Annotated in this window: 20 protein-coding genes and 1 pseudogene; 9 read left to right on the top strand and 12 right to left on the bottom strand. The window is 71.0% G+C overall.

Translation table 11 applies throughout. The features are described 5' to 3' along the window. Positions 1 to 14 precede the first annotated feature (14 nt). On the top strand, positions 15 to 755 hold the full coding sequence (locus tag IE142_RS14110) for a class I SAM-dependent DNA methyltransferase (RefSeq protein ID WP_191886071.1): 741 nt from the start codon (positions 15 to 17) through the stop codon (positions 753 to 755). A gap of 53 nt (positions 756 to 808) precedes the next feature. Then, on the top strand, positions 809 to 1,243 hold the full coding sequence (locus IE142_RS14105) for a VOC family protein (protein ID WP_191886070.1): 435 nt from the start codon (positions 809 to 811) through the stop codon (positions 1,241 to 1,243). A 190-nt stretch (positions 1,244 to 1,433) separates the two neighbouring features. Here the strand turns inward: IE142_RS14105 and IE142_RS14100 are convergent, their stop codons facing one another. The 7 genes from IE142_RS14100 to IE142_RS14070 form a co-directional block, all read right to left on the bottom strand. Further along, entirely contained in the window at positions 1,434 to 1,895 is a 462-nt protein-coding gene (locus IE142_RS14100; RefSeq protein ID WP_191886069.1) for an SRPBCC family protein, read from the bottom strand. Positions 1,896 to 2,311: 416 nt separating this feature from the next. Further along, positions 2,312 to 2,917, bottom strand: a complete 606-nt coding sequence (locus IE142_RS14095; protein ID WP_191886068.1) for a class I SAM-dependent methyltransferase — start codon at positions 2,915 to 2,917, stop codon at positions 2,312 to 2,314. Positions 2,918 to 2,948: 31 nt separating this feature from the next. Beyond that, positions 2,949 to 3,476, bottom strand: a complete 528-nt coding sequence (locus IE142_RS14090) for a hypothetical protein (RefSeq protein ID WP_191886067.1) — start codon at positions 3,474 to 3,476, stop codon at positions 2,949 to 2,951. Positions 3,477 to 3,570: 94 nt separating this feature from the next. Next, positions 3,571 to 4,584 (bottom strand): pyridoxal-phosphate dependent enzyme, encoded by a 1,014-nt coding sequence (locus tag IE142_RS14085; RefSeq protein WP_191886066.1) that lies wholly within the window; start codon positions 4,582 to 4,584, stop codon positions 3,571 to 3,573. Then, positions 4,505 to 5,557, bottom strand: coding sequence for a GHMP family kinase ATP-binding protein (locus IE142_RS14080; RefSeq protein ID WP_191886065.1), 1,053 nt, complete (start codon positions 5,555 to 5,557; stop codon positions 4,505 to 4,507). Before IE142_RS14080 ends, IE142_RS14085 begins: the two co-directional genes overlap by 80 nt. Beyond that, positions 5,554 to 6,363, bottom strand: coding sequence for a Rossmann-like domain-containing protein (locus tag IE142_RS14075; protein ID WP_191886064.1), 810 nt, complete (start codon positions 6,361 to 6,363; stop codon positions 5,554 to 5,556). Before IE142_RS14075 ends, IE142_RS14080 begins: the two co-directional genes overlap by 4 nt. Further along, positions 6,360 to 7,112 (bottom strand): class I SAM-dependent methyltransferase, encoded by a 753-nt coding sequence (locus tag IE142_RS14070; RefSeq protein ID WP_191886063.1) that lies wholly within the window; start codon positions 7,110 to 7,112, stop codon positions 6,360 to 6,362. Before IE142_RS14070 ends, IE142_RS14075 begins: the two co-directional genes overlap by 4 nt. Positions 7,113 to 7,591: 479 nt before the next feature. Here IE142_RS14070 and IE142_RS14065 point away from each other — a divergent pair, with 479 nt between their 5' ends. Both IE142_RS14065 and IE142_RS14060 read left to right on the top strand, forming a co-directional pair. Beyond that, positions 7,592 to 8,899 (top strand): MFS transporter, encoded by a 1,308-nt coding sequence (locus IE142_RS14065; RefSeq protein WP_191886062.1) that lies wholly within the window; start codon positions 7,592 to 7,594, stop codon positions 8,897 to 8,899. A 20-nt stretch (positions 8,900 to 8,919) separates the two neighbouring features. Further along, positions 8,920 to 9,711 (top strand): TauD/TfdA family dioxygenase, encoded by a 792-nt coding sequence (locus tag IE142_RS14060; protein WP_191886061.1) that lies wholly within the window; start codon positions 8,920 to 8,922, stop codon positions 9,709 to 9,711. Positions 9,712 to 9,933: 222 nt separating this feature from the next. On the opposite strand, the gene IE142_RS14055 is transcribed toward IE142_RS14060, so the two are convergent. The 3 genes from IE142_RS14055 to IE142_RS14045 are packed head-to-tail and all read right to left on the bottom strand — an operon-like array spanning position 9,934 to position 12,754. Then, positions 9,934 to 10,944, bottom strand: coding sequence for an ABC transporter substrate-binding protein (locus tag IE142_RS14055; protein WP_191886060.1), 1,011 nt, complete (start codon positions 10,942 to 10,944; stop codon positions 9,934 to 9,936). Between the two features lie 15 nt (positions 10,945 to 10,959). After that, on the bottom strand, positions 10,960 to 11,733 hold the full coding sequence (locus tag IE142_RS14050) for an ABC transporter ATP-binding protein (RefSeq protein WP_043376613.1): 774 nt from the start codon (positions 11,731 to 11,733) through the stop codon (positions 10,960 to 10,962). Position 11,734: 1 nt separating this feature from the next. Further along, the gene (locus IE142_RS14045; RefSeq protein ID WP_043377384.1) at positions 11,735 to 12,754 is read right to left on the bottom strand and encodes a FecCD family ABC transporter permease; all 1,020 of its coding nucleotides are present in this window, start codon (positions 12,752 to 12,754) and stop codon (positions 11,735 to 11,737) included. A gap of 312 nt (positions 12,755 to 13,066) precedes the next feature. Here IE142_RS14045 and IE142_RS14040 point away from each other — a divergent pair. The 4 genes and pseudogenes from IE142_RS14040 to betT all read left to right on the top strand — a co-directional run. Beyond that, a pseudogene (locus IE142_RS14040) lies at positions 13,067 to 13,354 on the top strand (DUF2201 family putative metallopeptidase); the annotation flags it as partial. Between the two features lie 194 nt (positions 13,355 to 13,548). Next, on the top strand, positions 13,549 to 15,015 hold the full coding sequence (locus IE142_RS14035) for an aldehyde dehydrogenase family protein (RefSeq protein ID WP_191886059.1): 1,467 nt from the start codon (positions 13,549 to 13,551) through the stop codon (positions 15,013 to 15,015). A gap of 78 nt (positions 15,016 to 15,093) precedes the next feature. Continuing rightward, positions 15,094 to 16,659: a GMC family oxidoreductase gene (locus IE142_RS14030; RefSeq protein ID WP_191886058.1), complete on the top strand. Its 1,566-nt coding sequence runs from the start codon at positions 15,094 to 15,096 to the stop codon at positions 16,657 to 16,659. Beyond that, positions 16,656 to 18,773, top strand: a complete 2,118-nt coding sequence (betT, locus tag IE142_RS14025; protein ID WP_191886057.1) for a choline BCCT transporter BetT — start codon at positions 16,656 to 16,658, stop codon at positions 18,771 to 18,773. Before IE142_RS14030 ends, betT begins: the two co-directional genes overlap by 4 nt. 65 nt (positions 18,774 to 18,838) lie before the next feature. Here betT and IE142_RS36580 read toward each other — a convergent pair whose 3' ends face one another. Further along, a complete protein-coding gene (locus IE142_RS36580) occupies positions 18,839 to 19,081 on the bottom strand; it encodes a hypothetical protein (RefSeq protein ID WP_229830510.1) in 243 nt (80 codons plus the stop codon). Between the two features lie 221 nt (positions 19,082 to 19,302). Here IE142_RS36580 and IE142_RS14015 point away from each other — a divergent pair, with 221 nt between their 5' ends. Next, a complete protein-coding gene (locus tag IE142_RS14015; RefSeq protein WP_229830454.1) occupies positions 19,303 to 20,481 on the top strand; it encodes a serine hydrolase domain-containing protein in 1,179 nt (392 codons plus the stop codon). A 66-nt stretch (positions 20,482 to 20,547) separates the two neighbouring features. Here IE142_RS14015 and IE142_RS14010 read toward each other — a convergent pair whose 3' ends face one another. Further along, positions 20,548 to 21,345, bottom strand: a complete 798-nt coding sequence (locus tag IE142_RS14010) for a VOC family protein (protein ID WP_191886056.1) — start codon at positions 21,343 to 21,345, stop codon at positions 20,548 to 20,550. Positions 21,346 to 21,369 lie beyond the last annotated feature (24 nt).

Genomic DNA, 21,369 nt, shown 5'->3' with positions numbered 1-21,369 from the left:
CAGAGTGGCCGCCCGTGACGAGCAGCGAACTGTGGACCCGTGAGACCGCCGACCGCTACGACACCGAGGAGACCGAGATGTCCTCGGCCGCCGCCCTCGGGCCGACTCTCGACTTCCTCGCCGAACTCGCCGGAGACGGCCGGGCCTTGGAGTTCGCGATCGGGACGGGACGAGTGGGCGTTCCGCTCCGGGAGCGCGGCGTCCCGGTCGTGGGCATCGAACTGTCCGAGCACATGGCCGCCGTCCTGCGGCGCAAGGTCGACGAGGACACACTTCCGGTGGCGATGGGAGACATGGCCACCACGACCGTCACCGGTGACTTCACCCTGGTCTATCTCGTCTACAACACCATCACCAACCTGCTCACGCAGGACGAACAGGTCGAGTGCTTCCGCAACGCCGCGCGCCATCTGCGGCCCGGCGGCCGCTTCGTCATCGAACTGGGCGTGCCGCCACTGCGGTTCCTGCCTCCCGGGCAGGTCGCGGTGCCGTTCGACGTCTCCGAGCGCCACCTCGGCTTCGACACCTTCGACCTCGTCGAACAGATCCTCGTCTCACACCACTTCACCCGCGACGGCGACGACGGCCGCTATCGCCGTGGCAACTCGCGGCACCGGTACGCCTGGCCGGCGGAGCTCGACCTGATGGCTCGCATCGCCGGGCTCGAACTGGAACGTCGGGTCGCGGACTGGGACGGGGCACCGTTCGAGCAGGAGTCCGCGAAGCACATCTCGGTGTGGCGCAAGCCGGTCTGAGGTCGCCATCGGGCAGTGCGCCCACCTCGGAATTCCGTTGCTATGGTGGCCCGATGTCATCGGTCAAGCAGGTCCAAGTCACCTTCGACTGCGCGTCACCCGAGCGGGTCGGTCGCTTCTGGTGCGAGGTACTGGGGTACGTCGCGCCGCCGCCCCCGGAGGGGTTCGCCACGTGGGACGATTTCAATCGCACGCTGCCGCCGGAGAAGCGGGATACGTGGTTCGTGGCCAGTGACCCCTCGGGGGCGGGCCCGCGACTGTACTTCCAGCGCGTCCCCGAGGGGAAGGTCGTCAAGAACCGGTTGCATCTCGATGTGCGGGCCGGTACCGGACTCGTGGGTGAGGAGCGCGTGGCCGCACTCGAGGCCGAATGCGCGCGACTGGTCGCGCTCGGCGGGGTGCGCGTGCGGCTGCTGACCGCCGACGAGGAGAACGAGTCGTGCCTGGTGATGCAGGATGTCGAGGGCAACGAGTTCTGCCTCGACTGATCTTCCTCCCGGTTCGAGACGACCGGGTCGGCCGGGCTTCCCCCCGAGGGAAGCCGGCCCTTGCTTCCCTCCAACTCGCTTGCTGGTCAGGCGTTTTCGAGCGCCTTCCGCACGTGGCAGACGGCGCCGATGCCGGTGAGTTAGGAGAGAGCCGCGACGTCGACGGCGATCAGTACTCGGCCGACGGGGATCAGTCACCCGGCCTGATGTGCCCTCGCCAGGCTCCGGTCTCGCCGTCACGAGCCTCGATGTACTCCTTGAAGCGCTGCATGTCGCCCTTCACCCGCCGGTCGATCACTCCCAGCATGTCACCGGTCTTCTCCGCGATGCCCGTGGGCTCGACGTCCATGACGAGCTCGACTCGAGTGTGCGTGTCGTCCAGCCGCTGGAAGTGGACCGTGCCCTTCTGCCTGCTGTCACCCGTGGTGGTGCGCCACGTGATCCGCTCGTCGGGGAGCTGGTCGACGATCTCGGTCTCGAACTCGCGCTTCACCCCGCTGACCGTGGTGGTCCAGTGGTTGCGGCGCTCATCGAGCTGCCTGACTTCCTCCACCCCCTCCATGAAGTGCGGGAACTCCTCGAACTGGGTCCACTGGTTGTAGGCGGTGTGCACAGGAACGCCGACTTCCACCGCTTCCTTGACCGTGCTCATCCGACAGGCTTCCTCTCTGCTGGGTTCGTCGCAGCCGTCGCCGAGACCAGGTCGCGGCCTCGGCATGCCAAGGCGAGTACCCGAGGATCACTCGGATAACGTCCGATCAGCGACGTTCATTGCGCGCCCCGGCCGGGACCGATCCGACAACCCCTACGTCGACGGTTCCGCACGGCGCGCGGAGCTTCAACCCAGTAGAACGCGCCTTGCCCGGCTCCCACCCGGCATCGTCGCGCAGTTCGAGAAGTCGAAGGTGTCCGCCCGGTCGCGCCATGCCCCTCGAGGGACTCCACGGCGACATGGGCGCCCGCGCCGGTGGGCTCGTCGAAACGCCGAGGTGAACAGCGTGGGCCGAGCGCGCGCCCTGGTGGTGCTTCGTGCGGCAGCCCGGGGCCTCCTGGCGCCCCCTCCCGGCGTCAGCGCTGATGGACGCTGACCGCGTAACCGCCGCCGTCGTAGGGGTCGGCGTCCCAGGTGGCGAAGCGGTCGGTGAGAGTGAGGCCGGCAGCGGTGCAGTGGGCGTCGTAATCCGCCAGCGTGAGGCTCGGAGGCACGGGGAGATGCTCGCGGTCCAGGCCGAAGCCGGCGACGAGCAGGCCGCCTGGGCGCAGTGCCTGGGCCAGCCCGGCAGCGACGGCAGCCTCCGTGCCCGGCGCGAGGAGCGGGAAGACGTTGCCTGCCGCGACGACGAGGTCGAAGCCGGAGCCGACGCCCGCGGCGGCTGGGTCGAAGTCGGCGAGGTCGGCCTGCAGCCAGGTCAGCCGTGGCGCGTCGCGACGTGCCACGGCCAGCATGGAAGCGTCCTGGTCCACGCCCACCCCGTCGTAACCGATCTGGGCGAGTTGGATCAGGACCCGCCCGGTGCCGCAGCCGGCGTCCAGCACCCGTGCCCCGGGAGGCACCAGCGTGGCGCACAATCGTGCCTCGCCGTGGACGTCCTGTCCGCGCTCGGCGAGCTCGGCGAACCGGGCGGCGTACTCCTCACCCGACCTGCCACCGGTCAGCTGCTCCCATCGGTTCATGATGGCAACCCTAACGGGGTGACGGCCTGCCCTACGGCGCGGGCGGCCCCGCCTCCGGTTCGCCCGCTGGTACCGGCTCAGGCCGGTGCTCGCTCGGTCGCGGCAGGCGCGGCCTCTGAGCCGGTTCAGGCGCGGCGGGCGGCCCAGACGGTGCGCTCGGTACGTACGGCGACCCAGGCCGCGGCGCAGCGGCGAAGAGGTCCGCGCTGCTCTCCGCGTTCCTCCGCAGGGCCGCGAAGTCGCCCTCGTAGACGGCCGACGTGGCACGGGTGCTGAGGGCTGCGGCCTCGCCCCGGCCGTCGCCTGCGGCCCGGAACTCGGCCGGCAACGCATCGAGTACACGGGCGGGCGGGGCGGAGAAGCCGCAGCGGGCGAGCACCAGGAGCCACCTGCCCCGCACGTCGGCACTCTCGAAGGTGTCGTCGAGGTGTGTGTCGTCCCCGGTGGGCAGGGCGAACGCGGCCCGCCTGACGCGGGCGCCGGTGCGGGCCGCGCCCCGGTTGTCGACGGCGGATGTGCCATGGGACGGGCTCCGCCGCGGCGACGACTCCCGGGGCACGCCGCCCGTTCCGCCGTCGTGGGCGTACTCCGTCCACAGATGCCCGGTCTCCTCCAGCGCGCGTCCGCGGCGCGGCGCCGCCTTCCGTGACCGGCTACCGGAGGACCGCTGCCCCGGGAGCGGGCGAGCCGTTCCAGTTCAGGCGCGACCACGGCAGAGCGAGTGCGTCCGTGCCGGACACCTGACGGGGTGCCAGGTCCTCCACCCGCGCCGCCTCCGCGTGCCGGACGAAGACGGTGTCGACGTAGCGGTGGCCGGTGTCGGCGGCGATGAACAGCGCCGTCCGCTCGGGCTCCTCATCGCGTTCCCAGCGGGCGGCGAGGTAGGCGGCGCCGCTGGACAAGCCGGCGAAGACGGCGTGCCGGCGCAGCAGGTCGACGCTCCCGGCGAGGGCGGCGTCGAAGGCGATCCAGTGGACGGTGTCGTAGAGGTCGTGGCGCACGTTACCGAATGGGATGGAACTGCCGATGCCGGCGATGATGATCTCCGGGTCGGCGACGTGGTCGCTGCCGAAGGTGACGCTGCCGAACGGCTGGACGCCGACGAGTCGCACATCGACGGAACGTTTGCGCAGGTAGTGGGCGAGGGCGCCGGTGGAGGCGCCTGATCCCACTCCGCCGACGAGGGTCAGGGACCCGGCGCCGGTCTCCTCCTGGATCCGTTCGGCCACGGCCTCGTAGCCGAGGTAGTGGACGTCGTCGTGGTACTGGCGCATCCAGTGGTAGTCGGGGTGTTCGCGCAGGATCTCCCTGACGCGGGCGACACGGCGGCTCTGGTCCAGCTTGAGGTCCGTGCTGGGCTGCATCTGCTCCAGGTGCGCGCCGAGGACGTCGAGTTGGGTGCGCAGGGTGTGGTCGACTGTGGTGGAGCCGACGATGTGGCAGTGCATGCCGTAGCGGTGGCAGGCCAGGGCGAGGGCGTAGGCGTAGATGCCGCTGGAGCTGTCGATGAGGGTGTCGCCGCGCCGGACGGTTCCGGTGTCGAGCAGGTGGCGTACGGCGGCCAGGGCGGAGACGACCTTCATCGTCTCAAACCGCAGGCAGGCGAGTGAGCCGTCGAGGCATATCAGGTCCGGACGGCCGATTGCTTCCGAGATGTGTTCGTCCACGGGGGAGCTCCTCGCTGGTGGGGGTCGCGAACGTGGTGAAGGTCCGGGTCGACGCGATGCCTTCGCGCTCCAAGGCGCGGGCGCAACGGCGCAGCCGGCGCCTCAGGCCGGGAACGCGGGGGTCGAAGAGGATGCCGGCGACGTTGCCGCTGTGGGCGATCTGCACCCCGACGGCGCCCACGCTGTCGGCAATGCCGGTGAGTGCCGGGAACTCCTGGTGCCGCAGGACGCGTTGACGCAGGCGGGCGCTGGCCGTGCTCACCCTGCCCAGCAGGGCCGTGTCGGCATCGGTCACCGCCCGGCGCAGCATCCGGCGCAGGTGCTCGTACGCGGTGAGGTCGCCGTCCTGGACGAGGACCGGCAGGGCGAGGGTGTCGACCGGTTCGCTTCCGCCGAGCGCACATCCGACCACCACCGCGGGCGGCAGTGCGGAGCCCAGGGTTTCGAGGACGCGGCCCTCCCGTTGTGCGAAGAGCAGCGGACGGGAGCCGTGCATCAGCGGGTCGCTGGCGCCCTCGGCGCGCACCGCGAGCCGGGCGATGGTCTCCGGTGGCAGGAGCAGACCCCGCGAGTCGGCGACCGCGCGCACCGTCGCGATGACGTCGCTGGTGGAGGAGCCCATACCGAGTCCGACGGGGAGGTCACCGGTGAGCGTCAGCTCCCCGCCGCACGGTTCCTCACCGAGGCGCGCCGAGCACTCCCGCATCGCGAGGACGGCTGCCGTCCGGGCCTTCGACCGGCCGTCGGGCGTCACCGTCACCTCGTCGGCTGGACTGCCGGGCCGGTGCGTGAAGCCGGCCGTGCTGCCCCGGCCGGTCATCGGCAGGGTGACCAGACCGTGGCAGGGGCGGCGCCGTTCGTCGAGGAAGACGCCTTGGAGGATCTCGCCGTGATGGCAGGCGGCGTGTCCGGTGCCCGCCGTCCCACGGGCCGCGGCGGCCGGCGGCATCGGTCGGCGGGTGGCTGACGTCATGCGCCGGCCGCCGCACGGTAGCGGTACAGGGTCGTGGGTTCGGCGCTGAACTGGGAGAAGGGGAAGGGTTCCGCGGACAGGGCCGTCACGCCCGCCCCGAGGAACGCGCGTGCCACGGCGCTGCCCGTCTGGGCGTAGACCACCAGGGGCACGCCGCGCTCGCGGCAACGGGCCAGGACGGTGTCGAAGCTGCCGTTGCCTAGGGTCATGCCGGTGGCGACCACGGCGTCGGCGGTGTCGAGGAGTTGGTGCATGTCGTCGGTGACCGGGTCGCCCCACTGGGTGGTGCGGAGGTTGAAGTCGCAGAGCAGGGGCGCACCGCCGCGCTCGCGGATGGCCGCGACGAGCGGGTTCACCACGCCGATCAGACCGACCCGCGCACCGGCCTCGATGTCCAGGAGCCCGGCGATGGCCGCGTCCCGGGCTTGCGCACGGGTCTCGGGTGCCCCCGCGGGCAGGGTGACCGGTTCCGCCTCGTCCGCCTCCCGGTGCGGTCGGACCGCGCTCAGGTAGGCGTCCAGTGCGGCGGTCCGCAGCGGGCGGGGCGCGTCGCGCAGCAGGGTGTCGAGGGGGGCGCCGGAGGCGTCGCGGCACAGGGACGGGTCGACCTCGCCCGCCTCGAAGGCGCAGCCGCCGAACGAGCCGCCCAGGCGGACGAGGACGTACTGGTTGAGGTAGGTGGTGTTGCCACCGGCCAGTCGGGTTCCGTGGTGCACCCAGAAGACGCTGGTGGCCACGAGTTCGGAGGGAAGGGGCCCGTGTTCGCCGTTCAGTACGCCGGCGAGGAGTTCGTCGGTGTTCTTCATCGTCGTCCTCCGGAACGGGGCGCGTCATGGGTGATGCGGAACAGGAAGGTCAGCACGCCGTCCCGCCAGTCGTGGAGGTGGTCGATCCGGGGACGGAACCCGTGGTCCACGGCGTGTTGCACGAGGGCGCGCAGGTCTGCGGTGTTGGAGGCGATGAGGTGGATCTCGCCGCCGGGTGCGAGAAGGTCCTTCTCCGCGATCTGGGCGAAGAACGTCGCGATCAGCGGTGCGCCCACGCAGACGTTGCGTACGACGTCGGGGTCGTCGCTGACGGTCTGGCTGACGGCGGGCGGGTTGAAGGTGATGACGTCCAGCCGGACTTCGTCCGGGAGGGCCTCGAAGACATCGCTCACGACGGGGAGGAACGCGGTGTCCGGGCGCTCGCCGACGAGGCACCGGTAGTGGCGGGTGGTCGCGGCCACGCTCTCCGGGTGGACGTCGATCGCGTGGATCTCCCGGGCACCCCGGGTGCCCGCTGTCACGGCCTCGACGCCGAGGCCGACGCCCATGGCGGCGTAACGGCGGCCGCGGGTCTCGATGCGGCCGTCGAGCAGCCGTTCGTGGATCAGGCGGCTGGTCCAGCCGGGTATGAAGACGCCTGGCGGAACGTCGAAGGTCCATCCGTTCCATTCGTAGGAGCGGGTGGTGTGCAGGTCGCCCTTCGGCTGGTTCAGGGCGATGATCCGGTCCGCGGGCAGCGGTGGGGGCAACTGCTCGAGAAGAGCGGGGCCGGTCGTGTTCCGGTCCATTCGTGGGTCCTTCCTGGTCGATGACGAGTCGTCGGGTGTGCTAGGTGGCCAGGTCCGGCCGGGCCGATGACGGGTGGCCGTCCGCCTGCCGCCCGCCCGGACGAGTCGGCGGCGGCCCGTCACGGTCGTCGCACGTCCGGCCGTCGCCCGGCGGGAGTCGTCGGCGGGCTCCACGGCCGACGAGGAGCGAGCGGGCGTCAGCGCGAGGACCGGTGGACATGCTCCCGGGACGTGCGGGGCAGCGCATGGACCCTCCGGTGGACAGCACAGGGACGGCTCACGCCGAGGAACCGGCGGGCCGACAGCACACTAATGGAAATGATTGTCATTGCGGTAGTCTGTTGCCGACACACCGCCACCCCGCTCGCCCGCCCCGTGCCGACGGTCGGCGGCATAACCCATCCCCCGAACTGGTCAGGGCCGTTGTGGCCGCATCGCGTCCGGCCCGCCGACCCCGCACACGACAGGAGCGCACCATCGTGCCCACCCCATCCGCCCTTCCCGACGCCGTGGAGGCCCGACCCGGGCGGCGGCGCACCGTCCTGCTCGACCTCGCCTTCCTCCGCCTCTGGACGGGCGCCACGGCGTCGGGCCTGGCCACCTGGGCCCTGCCGTTCGTGCTCGGTCTCGCGGTCCTCGACCGGACACTCACCGCCACCGACCTCGGACTGCTGCTCGCCGCCCGAACCGCGGGATTCCTCGCCGCGGTTCCCTTGGCCGGGGTGCTGGCCGACCGGCACTCCCGCCGGGGCGTCGTCCTGTGGGCGGGGCTCGCCGCCGGTGCCGCGTCCCCCGTGCTCGCCGCCGGACTGGACCGCTCGGTGCTGCTGATGGCCACGGCCGCCGCGGTGGCCGGCGCCGGACAGGGTGCCTGCCGTCCCGCCTACCAGGCTCTGACCGCCGAGGTGGTGGAAGCCGACCGCAGGCAGCAGGCCAACGCCGCCATGACCTTGGCCGTGCGGGCCACCACGCTCGTGGGACCCTCGTTGGCCGCGCTGCTCGCCGTGTTCCTGGACACCGGGGCGCTGCTGGTGGGCGTCGGGCTGCTCTGGCTCGTCGCCGCGTGCGTCCCCGGACGCGGCGCGCGGCCCGGCACCGCCGACGCCGCGTCCGAGCCCTCGGCCGGTACGGGCAGGGCCTCGTTCCTCACCGAGTTCGCCGAGGGCATCCGCGAGGCCCGAAGGCACCCGTGGTTCCTCGCCGGCCTGGGCGCGCTGACCGCCGTCATAGCCACCGGCTACTCCGCGACCGGCGTCGCTCTCCCCCTGGTCAGCAGGGACGAGTACGGCACCGAGGTCGTCCTCGCGGGCGCGATGACCGCCTACACCGCCGGAGCGCTGGCCGGTGCTGTGCTCATCGCCCGCTGGCGCCCCCGCTCCCCGGGCCGGGCCGCCCTGGCCGGCCTCGCCGCATACGGATTCGCGCCGCTCAGCCTCGTGTTCCCCGTGCACCCTGTCGTCGTGATGGCCGCCTACGCCGTCGCGGGCATCGGTATCGAGCTGTTCAACGTGCCGTGGTTCACCGCCGCCCAGCGCGAGGTGGCCCCGGACAAGCTGGCCCGGGTCTCCTCCCTGGACTTCCTGCTCTCCTACGGCCTCGCCCCGGTCGGACTCGCCGTCATCGCCCCCGCCATCGACGTCTTCGGTGCCACGGCGGTCCTCGCGGGCTGCGCGGTCGTCTGTTTCGCGGCACCGGCCGCCGCGGCCCTCGTTCCCAGCACCCGCGCCTTCTCCCACACGCCCGCGACGACGACCACCGACCGGCGTGGGAAGGACCCTTCCCACTGATCGAGGAGCAGCCTGGAGCCATGCACGCACCCGTTCACTCCCAGGGTCCGCACGAGCGTCCCGCCGACGCGGGCATCACGCCGCAGCGTGTCCCGCTCGACAGGGTCGATGAGGCACGCGCATCACTGTCCCGCGACGGGGCGGTGATCCTCACCGGCCACGAGAACACGTCCGACGCCCTTGTGGTCGCCGCGGCCCAGGTCATCGGCGACCGCCTCCGCGAGCTGTACCCGCACCGGGAGCGCACCTCGCGCGACGGCGGTCCCGTCCACCTGCACGCCGACGGCTTCGACCTCGTCGTCGACATCAAAGGAGTCCCCCGTCGTCGGCGTCACCCCGACGAGGACCACGTCCTCGTCCAGTGCGTCCGCCCGGCTCCCCACGCCGGCGACTCCTTCGCACTGGACGCCTACGCCTTCGTGGACGACCTCGCCTCCGGCGACCCCGAACTGAGCGCCTTCCTCACCGGCTCCGACGTCGACCTGTACGGCGCCTGGGTGGGCCTGCGAGGGCTCCCGGCCACTCCCCGGGTCGGGCGGCACGTGGAGTTCACTCGCGCCGGACGGCGCATCGTCCGTCGCACGGACGGGGCCGTACCGATGTACCGCGACCCGGACACGGAACGGGTCCGCGCCCACCTCGCCCGCTTCGGCGACGCCGTGCACGCTGCCGAGGCATCACTCCCCCGCTTCCGGCTCGGCGCGGGTGACATCCTGGTTCTCGACAACTACCGCTGCTGGCACGGGCGGGACGGGCACACCGGGTCACGCACCGTCCGCATCCTCACGGCACGCAGCTCGGACGCGGACTGAGACGCGTCCGGGGCCGGAGGTCACCGTGCCCGCGGCGCGGCAACAGGCCACGTCCGGCCCGTCAGACGTGACCGGTGCCGCCTCTCCCGACATAAGGCCGCCCCCAGGACGGACCGGCCGGCACCGACGACGAGAGCACGGCCGGCGGACGTACCTCGGTGTCCGAGGGGCGGCGGGCCGGCGCCACGCTGGTGTCCTGTCGTCGGCGGGTGCGCGGGCGGCTCAGCCCCGGAGTTCGCGCACGTACGCGGCGAACTTCTCCAGGCCGTCGATGTTACGGGGGCCGCTGATGCCCTCGTTGTAGTCGAGTACGAAGAAGTTGTTTTTCTTCACGGCGGGAAGTGCCCTGGTGTGGGGGGACTTCTTCAAGAAGTCGATCTTCTTTTCGGCCGGCAGGTCGCCGTAGTCGAGGATGACGACGACCTCGGGCTCGGCCTCGGCGACGGATTCCCAGCTGACCTGGGTCCAGCGCTCGTCGAGGCCGTCGAAGACGTTCCTGCCGCCCGCCTTCTCGATGATGTCGTTGGGCGGCACCTGGTTGCCCGCGGTGAACGGCTGGTCGGTGCCGGAGTCGTAGAGGAACACCGGCACCGGCTCACCCGCCGGGGCCTGGGCCTCCACCTCCTTCACTCGCTTCCGCAACGCGTCGACCACCTCCGTGGCCTTCTTCTCGACCCGGAAGATCTTGCCGAGTCGTTCGAGGTCGGTGTAGAGAGCCTCGAAGGGGGCCACCTTCTCGGGGTACTCGGGGTAGTTGAAGCAGCTCTCGGTGTGCATGAAGCTCTGGATGCCGAGCTTGTCCAGAATCTCGGGTGTGATACCCCGCTCGTCCTTGAAGCCGGAGTTCCATCCGGCCACCACGAAGTCGGACTCGGCCTCGACCACGACCTCCTTGTTGAGGAGGTCGTCACTGAGCTTCTTCACCTTCGCGTATTCGGACGCCCAGGGGGACTCGCTCACCGGCGGATTGGCTGGAGGCATCACATAGCCGTGCACATGCTCGGTCAGGCCGAGGGCGAACAGCTTGTCCGCGCTGCCGCCCTCATAGGCGACAGCACGCTCGGGAACCGTGTACCGCACCGGCTCCCCGCAGCGCTTGACGGTGACCTCGCCGGACGCCTTGGCGTCCGGCTCGATCTCGGCACCGCAACCGCCGAGCACCAGCGCAGCCGCCAGGGCGGATCCTACGGCGGCACGCTGCCGGACGGCAGCACGGGATCTGTTCGTGCGCATTCGGGGCACAGCCTTTCAGCAGGTCGAGTTGAGCGAATACAGCAGTTGGGGGTCGCCGGTCAGTGGGTGCGGAACGACGCTGGCCCGCACCCCGAAGACGTCACCGACCAGCTGTGTCGTGAGCACCTCCGCGGGCGCGCCGGAAGCTACCAGGCGGCCCTGGGAGAGCACGCCGAGCCGGTCACAGGCCGCCGCGGCGAGATTGAGGTCGTGCAGGACGACGAGGACGGTGAGCCCCGACCCGCGCAGGAGCGAGAGCAGGTCGACCTGGTGGCGGACGTCGAGGTGATTGGTCGGCTCGTCGAGGACGAGGATCTTCGGTTCCTGCACGAGTGCGCGTGCCAGCAGCACGCGCTGACGCTCGCCGCCCGACAGCGTCAGAACCCCCCGCTGCGCGAGGTGCCCGATGTCGAGCTGGTCCATCGCTCGCTCGCACAGCTCGCGCTCGCGGCCACTGAGCGCCTGGTTCCCGCGCAGATGCGGCGCGCGTCCCAGGGCGACGACCTCCTCGACCGTGAAGTCGAAGTCGACGCCGCCGTCCTGTGTCATCGCCGCGACGGTCCGGGCGCTGTGGCGCAGCGGAAGCCGGGTCAGGTCCTGCTCGCCCAGCCAGACGGTTCCGGAGCTGGGGCGCAGCGCCCGGTACACGCATCGCAGTGCGGTGGACTTGCCGCTTCCGTTGGGGCCGACCAGCCCCACGACCTGTCCCTCCGCGACTTCCAGGGACAACGCACGCACGAGGGTTCTGCCGTCGGTCACAACGGAGAGTTCGTCGAGTCTCAGGTCCATGTCAGCGTCCCCCGAACGTGTAGCCCTTGCGACGCATCAGGGCGATGAAGACGGGCACCCCGACGAGCGCGGTGACGACCCCGAGCGGCAGTTCGCGCGGGGCGACCACGGTTCGTGCCGCCAGATCGACCCACACCATGAAGATCGCTCCTACCAGTGGGGCCACGGCGAGCACGCGCGCGTGAGTGGCGCCGACGAGCATCCGCACCACATGCGGCATGACGAGCCCGACGAACGCGATGGCGCCGCTGACGGCGACCATGACGCCCGTGACGAGCGAGACGAGAAGCAACAGTCCCTTCCGGTACCGGTCGGGACCGACTCCCAGGCTCGCGGCGGTCTCGTCGCCGAGGGCCAGCACGTCCATGACCCGCCCGTACCGGTGAAGGACCGCGATTCCGGCCAGCACCACCACGGACACGACCGGCAGCGCGCCCCAGGTCGCGGCGCCGAAGCTGCCCATCGTCCAGTACAGGACCATGCTCGTCGCCTCGCTGTCCGGCGCGAAGTAGACGATCAGGCTCATCACGGCCTGGAAGCCGAGCGACATGGCCACACCCGTGAGAACGAGGCGCAGTGGCGAGAGCGTGCCCCGGCTGACGGAGGCGGCGTACACCAGGAGCGAGGCGACGAGCGCGCCGATGAAGGCGCCGACGGAGACCGCGTAGATGCCGAGTGCGGCCAGCCCTCCGGTGACCGTGACGCCGACGGCACCCACGGAGGCGCCCGAGGAGACACCGAGGACGAAGGGGTCGGCCAGCGCGTTGCGCACCAGCGCCTGGACCGCCACGCCGATCGCGCTGAGCCCCGCCCCCACCAGTGCCGCCAGCAGAACTCGGGGCGTGCGGATCTGCCAGACGATCTGATACGTCGTCACCTCGTCCGGGCCGATGTGCCCGCCGCTGAGAGCCGCCCACAGATGGCGGGCGGTCTCGCCCGGAGTGATGACCGCGGGCCCCAACCCGATGGCGACGACGACGGAACCGAACAGGACCGCGGTCAACGCCGCGCAGCCGAGCAGCAGGGCCTTGCGGGAGGCGAGCCGGCCCTTCACGGCCGCCGCGGGTACGGCCGCCGGCACCTCGGCCGGGCCGGCCGTGTCCGCACTTGCCGACGGTATGGAGGTCGAAGGCGGAGGCACGTGGCCTACCTACACTTTCTGTCGATAATGGAAACCATATTCAGGATCGAGAATGTAGCATGCCTCGCTCCCCTCGGGTGCGGACCCCATCCCGTGCGGACGCATCGGCGGCATCGGGTAACGGCGGCCGGCGCCCCGGACGTTGATGCCGACGTCACCCAGCAGGCACGGCAGCGTGGGGTCACGGCGAGCGCCGCGGGCTTCGAGATCAACGACGACGACAACTACGGTGACGACTTGGCCCCTGCCCCACGGCGCGGTGCTGCCGGCACTGCTGCGACTGCCCTCGGGACTGCTGATGGAGGAGTACCTGCGGACCGCGTCGATGTCCGGACGATGCCTTCCACCCACCGCAGCCGTGGCGGGAGTCGCTGAGGCGGCGTGCCGGGACCGGGCGACAGCCACAGCTACCGGCGCCCGCCCCGCCGCTCGGCGAGCGTGCCCGGCGTCGCCGGAGCGGCGCCGCGAAATGATCATCCAGACCGCGATCCCGCTGATCGCCGAGTGCGGCGCCGCGGTGCCTACGGAGTGAGCACTCACTCCGCGCACCCCCGTACGCGACCGTCACCACGAACAGGGTCCGCCTACAGGCGCCGATATCCACACCTCGAGCGACAACAGGCGGTAATGTCCCGGTTTGCCCGGGACCGACCCGTCGCAGAGGAGGTACCACGGTGAGCGATCTGTACATCGACGGCGCATGGACTCAAGGGGCGGCCGGCGGCCGGCGGGAAGTACTCAACCCGTACGACGCCTCCGTCGTCGCCACCGTCGACGAGGCGGACGCCACCGACACGGACCGCGCGGTACGTGCCGCTCGCCGCGCCTTCGACGAGGAGGAGTGGGCCGACGCTCCCACCCGCCGACGGGCCGACCTCCTGCTGCGCGTCCACTCCCTGCTGCTGCGCGACAAGGAGGAGATCGCCCGTTCCGAGACGCTGGACACCGGCAAGACGCTGACCGAGGCGCGTCTCGACGTGGAGGACGTGGCGAACGCCTTCCGCTACTACGGCGAACTGGCCGACAAGGACGGTGGCCGCGTCGTGGACGTCGGCCCGGACGTCCTCAGCCGCGTCGTCCACCAGCCGGTCGGGGTGTGCGCGCTCATCGCCCCCTGGAACTACCCTCTGCTCCAGGCGTCGTGGAAAGTGGCGCCCGCGCTTGCCGCCGGGAACACCATCGTCCTCAAGCCGAGCGAGGTCACCCCGCTCACCACGATCGCCATGATCCGGCTCATCGAGGAGGCCGGGGCGCCACGCGGTGTCGTCAACTTGGTCCTCGGAGCCGGCGCGACCGTCGGCGCCGCCCTCACCAGCCACCCCGAGGTCGACCTGGTGTCGTTCACCGGTGGTCTCGCCACCGGACGCGCCATCATGGCCGCCGCTGCCGAGGGGCCGAAGAAGGTGGCCCTGGAACTGGGCGGCAAGAACCCCAACGTCGTCTTCGAGGACGCGGACTTCGCCGCCGCCGTGGACTACGCGCTCGACGCGGCCTTCCTGCACGCCGGCCAGGTATGTTCGGCCGGTTCCCGGCTGCTGGTGCAGAACGCCCTGCACGACCGGTTCGTCGAGGCCCTTGCCCGCCGGGCCCGGGCGATCCGGCTCGGCAACGGCATGGAGGAGGGCACGGAGAGCGGTCCGCTCAGCTCCGCCGAGCACCGTGCCAAGGTCGAGCGGCACATCGCCACCGCCCTGGAGGAGGGCGCCCGGCTCGTCACCGGGGGCACCCGTCCGGACGATCCCGCGCTGAGCCGCGGCTTCTTCCTGCTGCCGACCGTGTTCGCCGACTGCGACAGGTCCATGCGCATCGTCCAGGAAGAGGTGTTCGGCCCGGTCGTCACCGTCGAACGCTTCCACACCGAGGACGAGGCGGTGGAACTGGCCAACGACACCCGCTACGGACTGGCCGGCGGTGTGTGGACCTCCGACGCCGGCCGCGCCCAGCGGGTCGCCCAGCGGCTGCGGCACGGCACCGTGTGGATCAACGACTTCCACCCCTATGTGCCGCAGGCGGAGTGGGGCGGTTTCGGTCACTCGGGTGTGGGGCGCGAACTCGGACCCTCGGGGTTGAGGGAGTACCAGGAGGCGAAGCACATCTACCAGAACCTCTCCCCCGCCCCCTCCGGCTGGTTCAAGGGCTGAACCGGGCACCTCCGCTCCCTCCTCACGCCCCCAGCGGTACGGACGCGCCGTAGCACGAGCTTGGACGAAAGGCATCCGATGGCCTCCCCCACCACCCCGCACGGTCCGGAGACCGCCTACGACTACGTCATCGTCGGCGGCGGTACCGCCGGATGCGTACTCGCCGCACGCCTGAGCGAGGATCCGGACTGCCGGGTCTGCGTCGTCGAGGGCGGCCCCAGCGACGTCGGTGACGACCGGATCCTGCGTCTGCGCAACTGGATCAACCTGCTCGGCTCGGAGTTCGACTACGGCTACACGACCGTCGAGCAGCCCCGCGGCAACTCCCACATCCTGCACTCGCGTGCCCGCGTGCTCGGCGGCTGCTCCTCCCACAACACGCTGATCAGCTTCATGCCTCTCCCCCAGGACCTCGACGACTGGGTGGCCCGGGGCTGCGCCGGCTGGGATCCGCGGACCGTCCTCCCCTACCGCGACCGGCTGCGCACCAACATCGTGCCGGTGGCCGAAGCGGACCGTAACCCGATCGCGAAGGATTTCGTCACCGCCGCCGCGCGCGCCCTCGGCGTCCCGGTGGTCGACGACTTCAACGCCGAACCCTTCGCCGACGGAGTCGGCTTCTTCTCGCTGGCCTACGAGCCGGAAGGCAATCTGCGCTCCTCCGCCTCCGTCGCCTACCTGCATCCGGTCCTGGACCGTCCCAACCTCACACTCCGTCTGGAGACATGGGCCCACCGGCTGCTCACCGACGCGTCGGGGAGGCTGACCCGTGTCGCCGTCCGCGGCCCCGACGGCCTGCCCGCCACCGTGCGCGCGGAACGCGAACTGCTCCTGTGCGCGGGCGCCATCGACACTCCGCGGCTGCTGATGCTCTCCGGCATCGGCCCCGCCGACCAGTTGCGCGGCCTGGGCATCGACGTACGGACCGACCTGCCCGGGGTTGGCGAGAACCTGCTGGACCATCCCGAATCAGTGATCGTCTGGGAGACGGCCGGCCCGTTGCCACCGAACTCCGCGATGGACTCCGACGCCGGCCTGTTCCTACGACGCGAGGCGGGCCGGCCGCGACCCGACCTGATGTTCCACTTCTACCAGGTGCCGTTCACCGTGAACACCGAACGCCTCGGCCATCCCGTTCCGGAACACGGAGTGTGCATGACGCCGAACGTCCCGCGTGCCCGGTCCGTGGGACGCATGTGGCTGCGCAGCAGCAACCCCGCCGAGCACCCCGCGCTCGACTTCCAGTACTTCACCGACCCGGAAGGGCACGACGAACGCACCATCGTCGACGGCCTGCGGATCGCCCGTGAGGTCGCCGCCACCGACCCCTTGCGAGGCTGGCTCCTACGGGAGGTGGCACCCGGTCCGGAAGTGACCTCCGACGCCGACCTCTCCGAGTACGGGCGCCGTGCCGCGCACACCGTCTACCACCCGGCGGGCACCTGCCGGATGGGGGCGGCGGACGACCCGACGGCCGTCTGTGACCCGCAGCTGAGACTGCGCGGCGTGGACGGCGTGCGCATCGTGGACGCGTCGGTGTTCCCGTCCATGCCCACCATCAACCCCATGGTGACCGTACTGCTCGTCGCCGAACGCGCCGCCGACCTGCTCACCGGCCGCGCCGCGCCCCGGACGCAGTCGTGACCGGAGTCGACAAGGGCACCGCAGGGGCACCGGAGGAAGCGACCGAGGAAGCCCGTCCGGCGGGCGCGGGCACGCTCAAGCGCGTCGTCTTCTTCGGTTCGGCCGCGTTGATCCTCGCCATCTCGACATGGGCGATCGTCACACCGTCCGGGGCGGAGACGGCCATCGGCGTGGCCGTCGACAAGATCTCGTCCTGGTTCGGGTGGTACTACTTCCTCGCCGCGACGCTGTACCTGGTGTTCGTCGTCTTCATCGGCGTGTCCAAGTACGGCACGATCAAGCTGGGCCCGAAGCACTACAAGCCGGACTACGGTCTCTTCGCGTGGGCGGCGATGCTGTTCGCCGCGGGCATCGGCATCGACCTGATGTTCTTCTCCGTCGCCGGGCCGGTCAGCCACTACCTCGCGCCGCCGCAGGGCTCCCCGGAGACCATCGAGGCGGCGCGTCAGGCGGTGGTGTGGACACTGTTCCACTACGGCATCACCGGCTGGGCGATGTACGCCCTGATGGGCATGGTGCTCGGCTACTTCGCCTTCCGGTACCGGCTGCCCCTCGCGATCCGCTCCGCGCTCTACCCGGTCATCGGCCGCCGCATCCACGGGAGGATCGGCGACGCCGTGGATCTGGCGGCCATCATCGGCACCGTGTTCGGCATCTCCGTGTCGCTCGGCATCGGCGTGGTGCAGCTGAACTACGGCTTGAAGGTCCTGTTCGACGTACCCGAGGGGTTGCCCGCGCAGATCGGCCTGATCGTGGTGGCGGTGGTGATGGCAACGGTGTCCGCCGTGGCGGGCGTCGACAAGGGCATCCGACGGATGTCCCAGCTCAACGTCCTCCTCGCCGTCCTGCTCATGCTCTACATCCTGATCGTGGGCGAACCCTTCAGGCTGCTGAACGCGCTGGTGCAGAACGTCGGGGACTACGTCAGCGGCTTCCCCGCGATGACCCTGAACACGTTCGCCTACGACCAGCCCACCGAGTGGCTGAACGCGTGGACGCTCTTCTTCTGGGCCTGGTGGATCGCCTGGGCCCCGTTCGTGGGTCTCTTCCTGGCACGGATCTCCCGTGGCCGCACTCTGCGTCAGTTCGTGGCCGCGACGCTGATCATTCCGTTCCTGTTCACCGGTCTCTTCCTGGCGGTCTTCGGCAACAGCGCGCTGTTCGTCGTGCGGGACGGGAACACCGATTTCGGCCGAACCGCGATGGCCCTGCCCGAGCAGGGCTTCTACGGGCTGCTGGAGCAGTACCCGGGTGCGTTGTTCAGCGCGGGCCTCGCGACGTTCGTCGGGCTGCTGCTGTACGTCACCTCCGCGGACTCCGGCGCACTCGTCATGGGAAATCTCAGCTCCGACCTGCCGACCCCGGTGACGGACGCGGCACCCTGGCTGCGCATCTTCTGGGCCCTGACGACAGGCCTGCTCACCCTCGCTATGCTCCTGGTGGGCGGGGTGCAGGCACTGACCGACGCCACCATCATCATGGGCCTGCCGTTCTCCGTCGTCATGTTCCTGATCATGATCGGGCTCTACCTGGCCCTGCGTACCGAACGTATGCGGGAGGAGGCACTGACCACCTCGCTCCCGGCGTCCCTGTCCGGGCGCACCGATCAGCCCCCACCGGGAACACGGAACTGGCGACGACGGCTGGCGCGGGCCATGACGTTCCCCGGCAGGCGGGCGGCCGTCCGCTTCGTCGACGACGTGTGCCGTCCCGCCTTCCGGGACGTCACCGCGGAGCTGCGGGAGCAGGGCGCGGAGGCGGCGCTGCTGGAAGGAGTGAGCGAGGAGAACGGCCTGTCGCACGTCGGACTGCAGGTGCCGATCGGGCCGAGCGACGTCTTCGTCTACCAGGTCTGGCCCGTCGAGACGCCGACCCCCGGGTTCGCGACCCGTTCGGTCAGCACCCACGACACCTATGTGCGTTTCGAGGTCCGGCTGTCCGAGGGCAACCAGGGCTACGACGTGATGGGCTACACCAGGGAGCAGCTCATCGCGGACGTCCTCGACCAGTACGAGCGCCATCTGGAGTTCCTGCGGCTGCACCACGAGGCGTCCGCCCGTTCGGCCCTGCCCGACCACCGCCCCGACGACCCCGAGGCGCACCTCCCGGAGTAGTCGAACCCTAGTCCGACGTCGCCCTGGACCTGGTCGAGAGCCGCACGTTCGACGGCCGGCTCCAATTACTCGAGTACGTTCCCACCGTCCTCGACGGGCCGCCCGGCACCGGGGGTGCCGTCGCTCGCGGAGTCCTCGTCGAGCCAGGCGAGGTACTCGGGTACCTCCATGCCCCAGAGGCGCGGCCAGCCGTCGGCGGACGCGTAGCCGTCGAGCGAGACGAGTCCACCATGAGGTCTGACATCGACCCGTCCTTCCTGCAGTACGTGCGGGTACCGGTCATGACCGGCGCGGGGGCGGAAAATCATGGTCCCGGGCTGGACTGACCCGTCCCGTCTTGCGGACAGCCTCCGGCGCCCGTACCACCGCGGGCCTCGTAGGTCTCCCGGGCCGATGCGACACGGAGGCGTGACACCGCCCGAAACCGCCGTGTCCGGACTCGGGCACCGAGCACACTGGCCGGAACCGGGAGCCGCCCGATCGTCGGCACCCGGCACCGCCGTGCATCGCTCATGAATCGAGGAATGACGTGCCGTCATCACCGCGTCGCCGCCTGGTCGTGGGCGCCGCCCTGATCGCCGCCCTCGCCGGAGGCGTGGCCTCCTCTCCCGTCGCGTACGGTGCCCCCGCCTCCCCCGCCTCGACGCGTGCCGCCGCTGCGGCCCCCGACATGGCGGGGGTGGCCGCTGCGCTGCGCGCCGCCGTGGCCGAGGGGGCGCCGGGTGCGATGGCCCGGTTCACCGGCCCGCACGGGGTCCGGGCCCGGACGACCGGGGTCCGCGACCGCGCCTCGGGCGCGGCCATGGACACCCGGGCGCGCTTCCGCGTCGGCAGTGTCAGCAAGACCTTCACCGCCGTGGTCGTGCTGCAGCTCGTGGACGAGGGCAGGCTCGTGCTCGACGCACCGGTCAACCGCTACCTGCCAGGGCTCCTGCCCGACGACCGGATCACGGTGCGTCATCTGCTGACCCACCGCAGCGGGCTGGCCGACTACACGGACGAGATGTTCCACGCGACCGTGCCCGGCTTCGAAGCCGTCCGCAACCGGGTCTTCGGCCACCGGGAACTCGTGGACCTCTCGCTCAGCGAGCCGCGCACCACCGAACCGGGCGCGGCGTACAAGTACTCGAACACCAATTTCGTGGTGGCCGGGATGCTCGTCGAGCGGGCCACCGGCAATCCGGTCGGCCGCGAGTACCAGCGCCGGATCGTCGGACCCCTGCGGCTGCGCAGCACTTCGTACGTGCACCCCGACACCCGGATCGAGGGGCTGCACGCGCGCGGGTACCTGCACCCCGACGAGGCGGGCGCGCTGGTGGACTCCACGGAGCAGACGGCGTCCTGGGCGCAGTCGGCCGGGGCGGTCATCTCCGACCCGGCCGACCTCAACACCTTCATGACCGCGCTGATGCGCGGCAGGCTGCTGTCGCCCCGCGTGCTGGACGCCATGACCACCGTCCTCCCCACGGACACCACGAAGACCCGGCACTACGGGCTCGGCCTGCGACGCTACGACCTGACCTGCGGCGCCCAGGTGTACGGTCACACCGGCACCGTCCAGGGCTACTACACCTACGCGTTCGCCACACGGGACGGCAGCCGCAGCCTCGCAGCGATGGCGAACACGTCGAATCGGGGCGACGCGAACACGGCGCTCGGCGGCACGTTGGAGGCGGCGTTCTGCGGACCGAAACCCTCGGCGTCGTGAGGACTCGGCACCTCGGCGGGGGCGGCCACCGCGTTCGGGCGGCGGCGACCTTCGGTAGTGGTCCGTTCAGCTCTCGCTCGGCTGGAGCACCACGAAGTCCGCGTTCGCCGGATCGAGGCAGACGGCCAGCCGGCCGACGCCCTCCGCGTCCTCCGGGCCCATCTGCACACTGCCGCCGCTTTTGGTGACCGCCGCTACCGCGGCGTCGCAGTCGGTGACGGCGAAGACCGGGTGCCAGTACGGCCGGCCGCCCGCCAGGGCGAGGTCCTGCTCCCTGAGCTGCATGACGCCGCCGTGCATGCGCTCCTCGGGGAGACCGGCGGGGGTGATGAGCGAGTACGTGCCCCCGCCGCCCGGCATCTCCATGTCACCGAACTGCCAGCCGAACACACCGCCGTAGAACTCCTTGGCCGCCGCGGCGTCGCTCGTGTACAGCTCGGTCCAGCACAGCGAACCCGACTGGTCCACCAGCTCGACACCCTTGATCTCTCCCGGCTGCCAGACGGCGAACTGGCCGCCCAGCGGGTCGCTGAACTGTGCCATCCGGCCCCAGTCGTCGAGGTCCATCGGCGCCACTCGCACCGTGCCGCCGGCGCGCTCCACGGCCTGGGTCGTGGCATCGGCGTCGGCCACGGAGTGGTAGATCATCCAGGCCGGGCGAGCGCCCTCCTCGGTGAGCGTGCCGAGGCCGGCGACGATCCTGCCGTCCTTGCGGAACATCCCGCCTTCCGGCCCCTCTCCCGCGCCCATGGGCTCGTACTCCCAGCCCAGCACCGAGCGGTAGAAGGCCGCGGCGGCCGGGACGTCGGGGACCCCGAGGTCCAGCCAACAGGGCGAGCCGGAGGCGAAATCAGTGGTGATCACGGCGATTCCCTTCGCAGAACCTGT

This window comes from Streptomyces mutabilis (assembly GCF_014649815.1).
Lineage (GTDB): Bacteria > Actinomycetota > Actinomycetes > Streptomycetales > Streptomycetaceae > Streptomyces > Streptomyces mutabilis.
The sequence above is the reverse complement of the archived record's forward strand: the minus strand, read 5'-3'. Positions and strand labels throughout refer to the sequence as shown.

Bases quoted from the DNA above. Each gene is read 5' to 3' on its own strand.
- IE142_RS14105 (WP_191886070.1), top strand. From the start codon at position 809: ATGTCATCGGTCAAGCAGGTCCAAGTCACCTTCGACTGCGCGTCACCC.
- IE142_RS14100 (WP_191886069.1), bottom strand. From the start codon at position 1,895: ATGAGCACGGTCAAGGAAGCGGTGGAAGTCGGCGTTCCTGTGCACACC.
- IE142_RS14095 (WP_191886068.1), bottom strand. From the start codon at position 2,917: ATGAACCGATGGGAGCAGCTGACCGGTGGCAGGTCGGGTGAGGAGTAC.
- IE142_RS14080 (WP_191886065.1), bottom strand. From the start codon at position 5,557: ATGACGTCAGCCACCCGCCGACCGATGCCGCCGGCCGCCGCGGCCCGT.
- IE142_RS14075 (WP_191886064.1), bottom strand. From the start codon at position 6,363: ATGAAGAACACCGACGAACTCCTCGCCGGCGTACTGAACGGCGAACAC.
- IE142_RS14070 (WP_191886063.1), bottom strand. From the start codon at position 7,112: ATGGACCGGAACACGACCGGCCCCGCTCTTCTCGAGCAGTTGCCCCCA.
- IE142_RS14060 (WP_191886061.1), top strand. From the start codon at position 8,920: ATGCACGCACCCGTTCACTCCCAGGGTCCGCACGAGCGTCCCGCCGAC.
- IE142_RS14055 (WP_191886060.1), bottom strand. From the start codon at position 10,944: ATGCGCACGAACAGATCCCGTGCTGCCGTCCGGCAGCGTGCCGCCGTA.
- IE142_RS14050 (WP_043376613.1), bottom strand. From the start codon at position 11,733: ATGGACCTGAGACTCGACGAACTCTCCGTTGTGACCGACGGCAGAACC.
- IE142_RS14030 (WP_191886058.1), top strand. From the start codon at position 15,094: ATGGCCTCCCCCACCACCCCGCACGGTCCGGAGACCGCCTACGACTAC.
- IE142_RS36580 (WP_229830510.1), bottom strand. From the start codon at position 19,081: ATGATTTTCCGCCCCCGCGCCGGTCATGACCGGTACCCGCACGTACTG.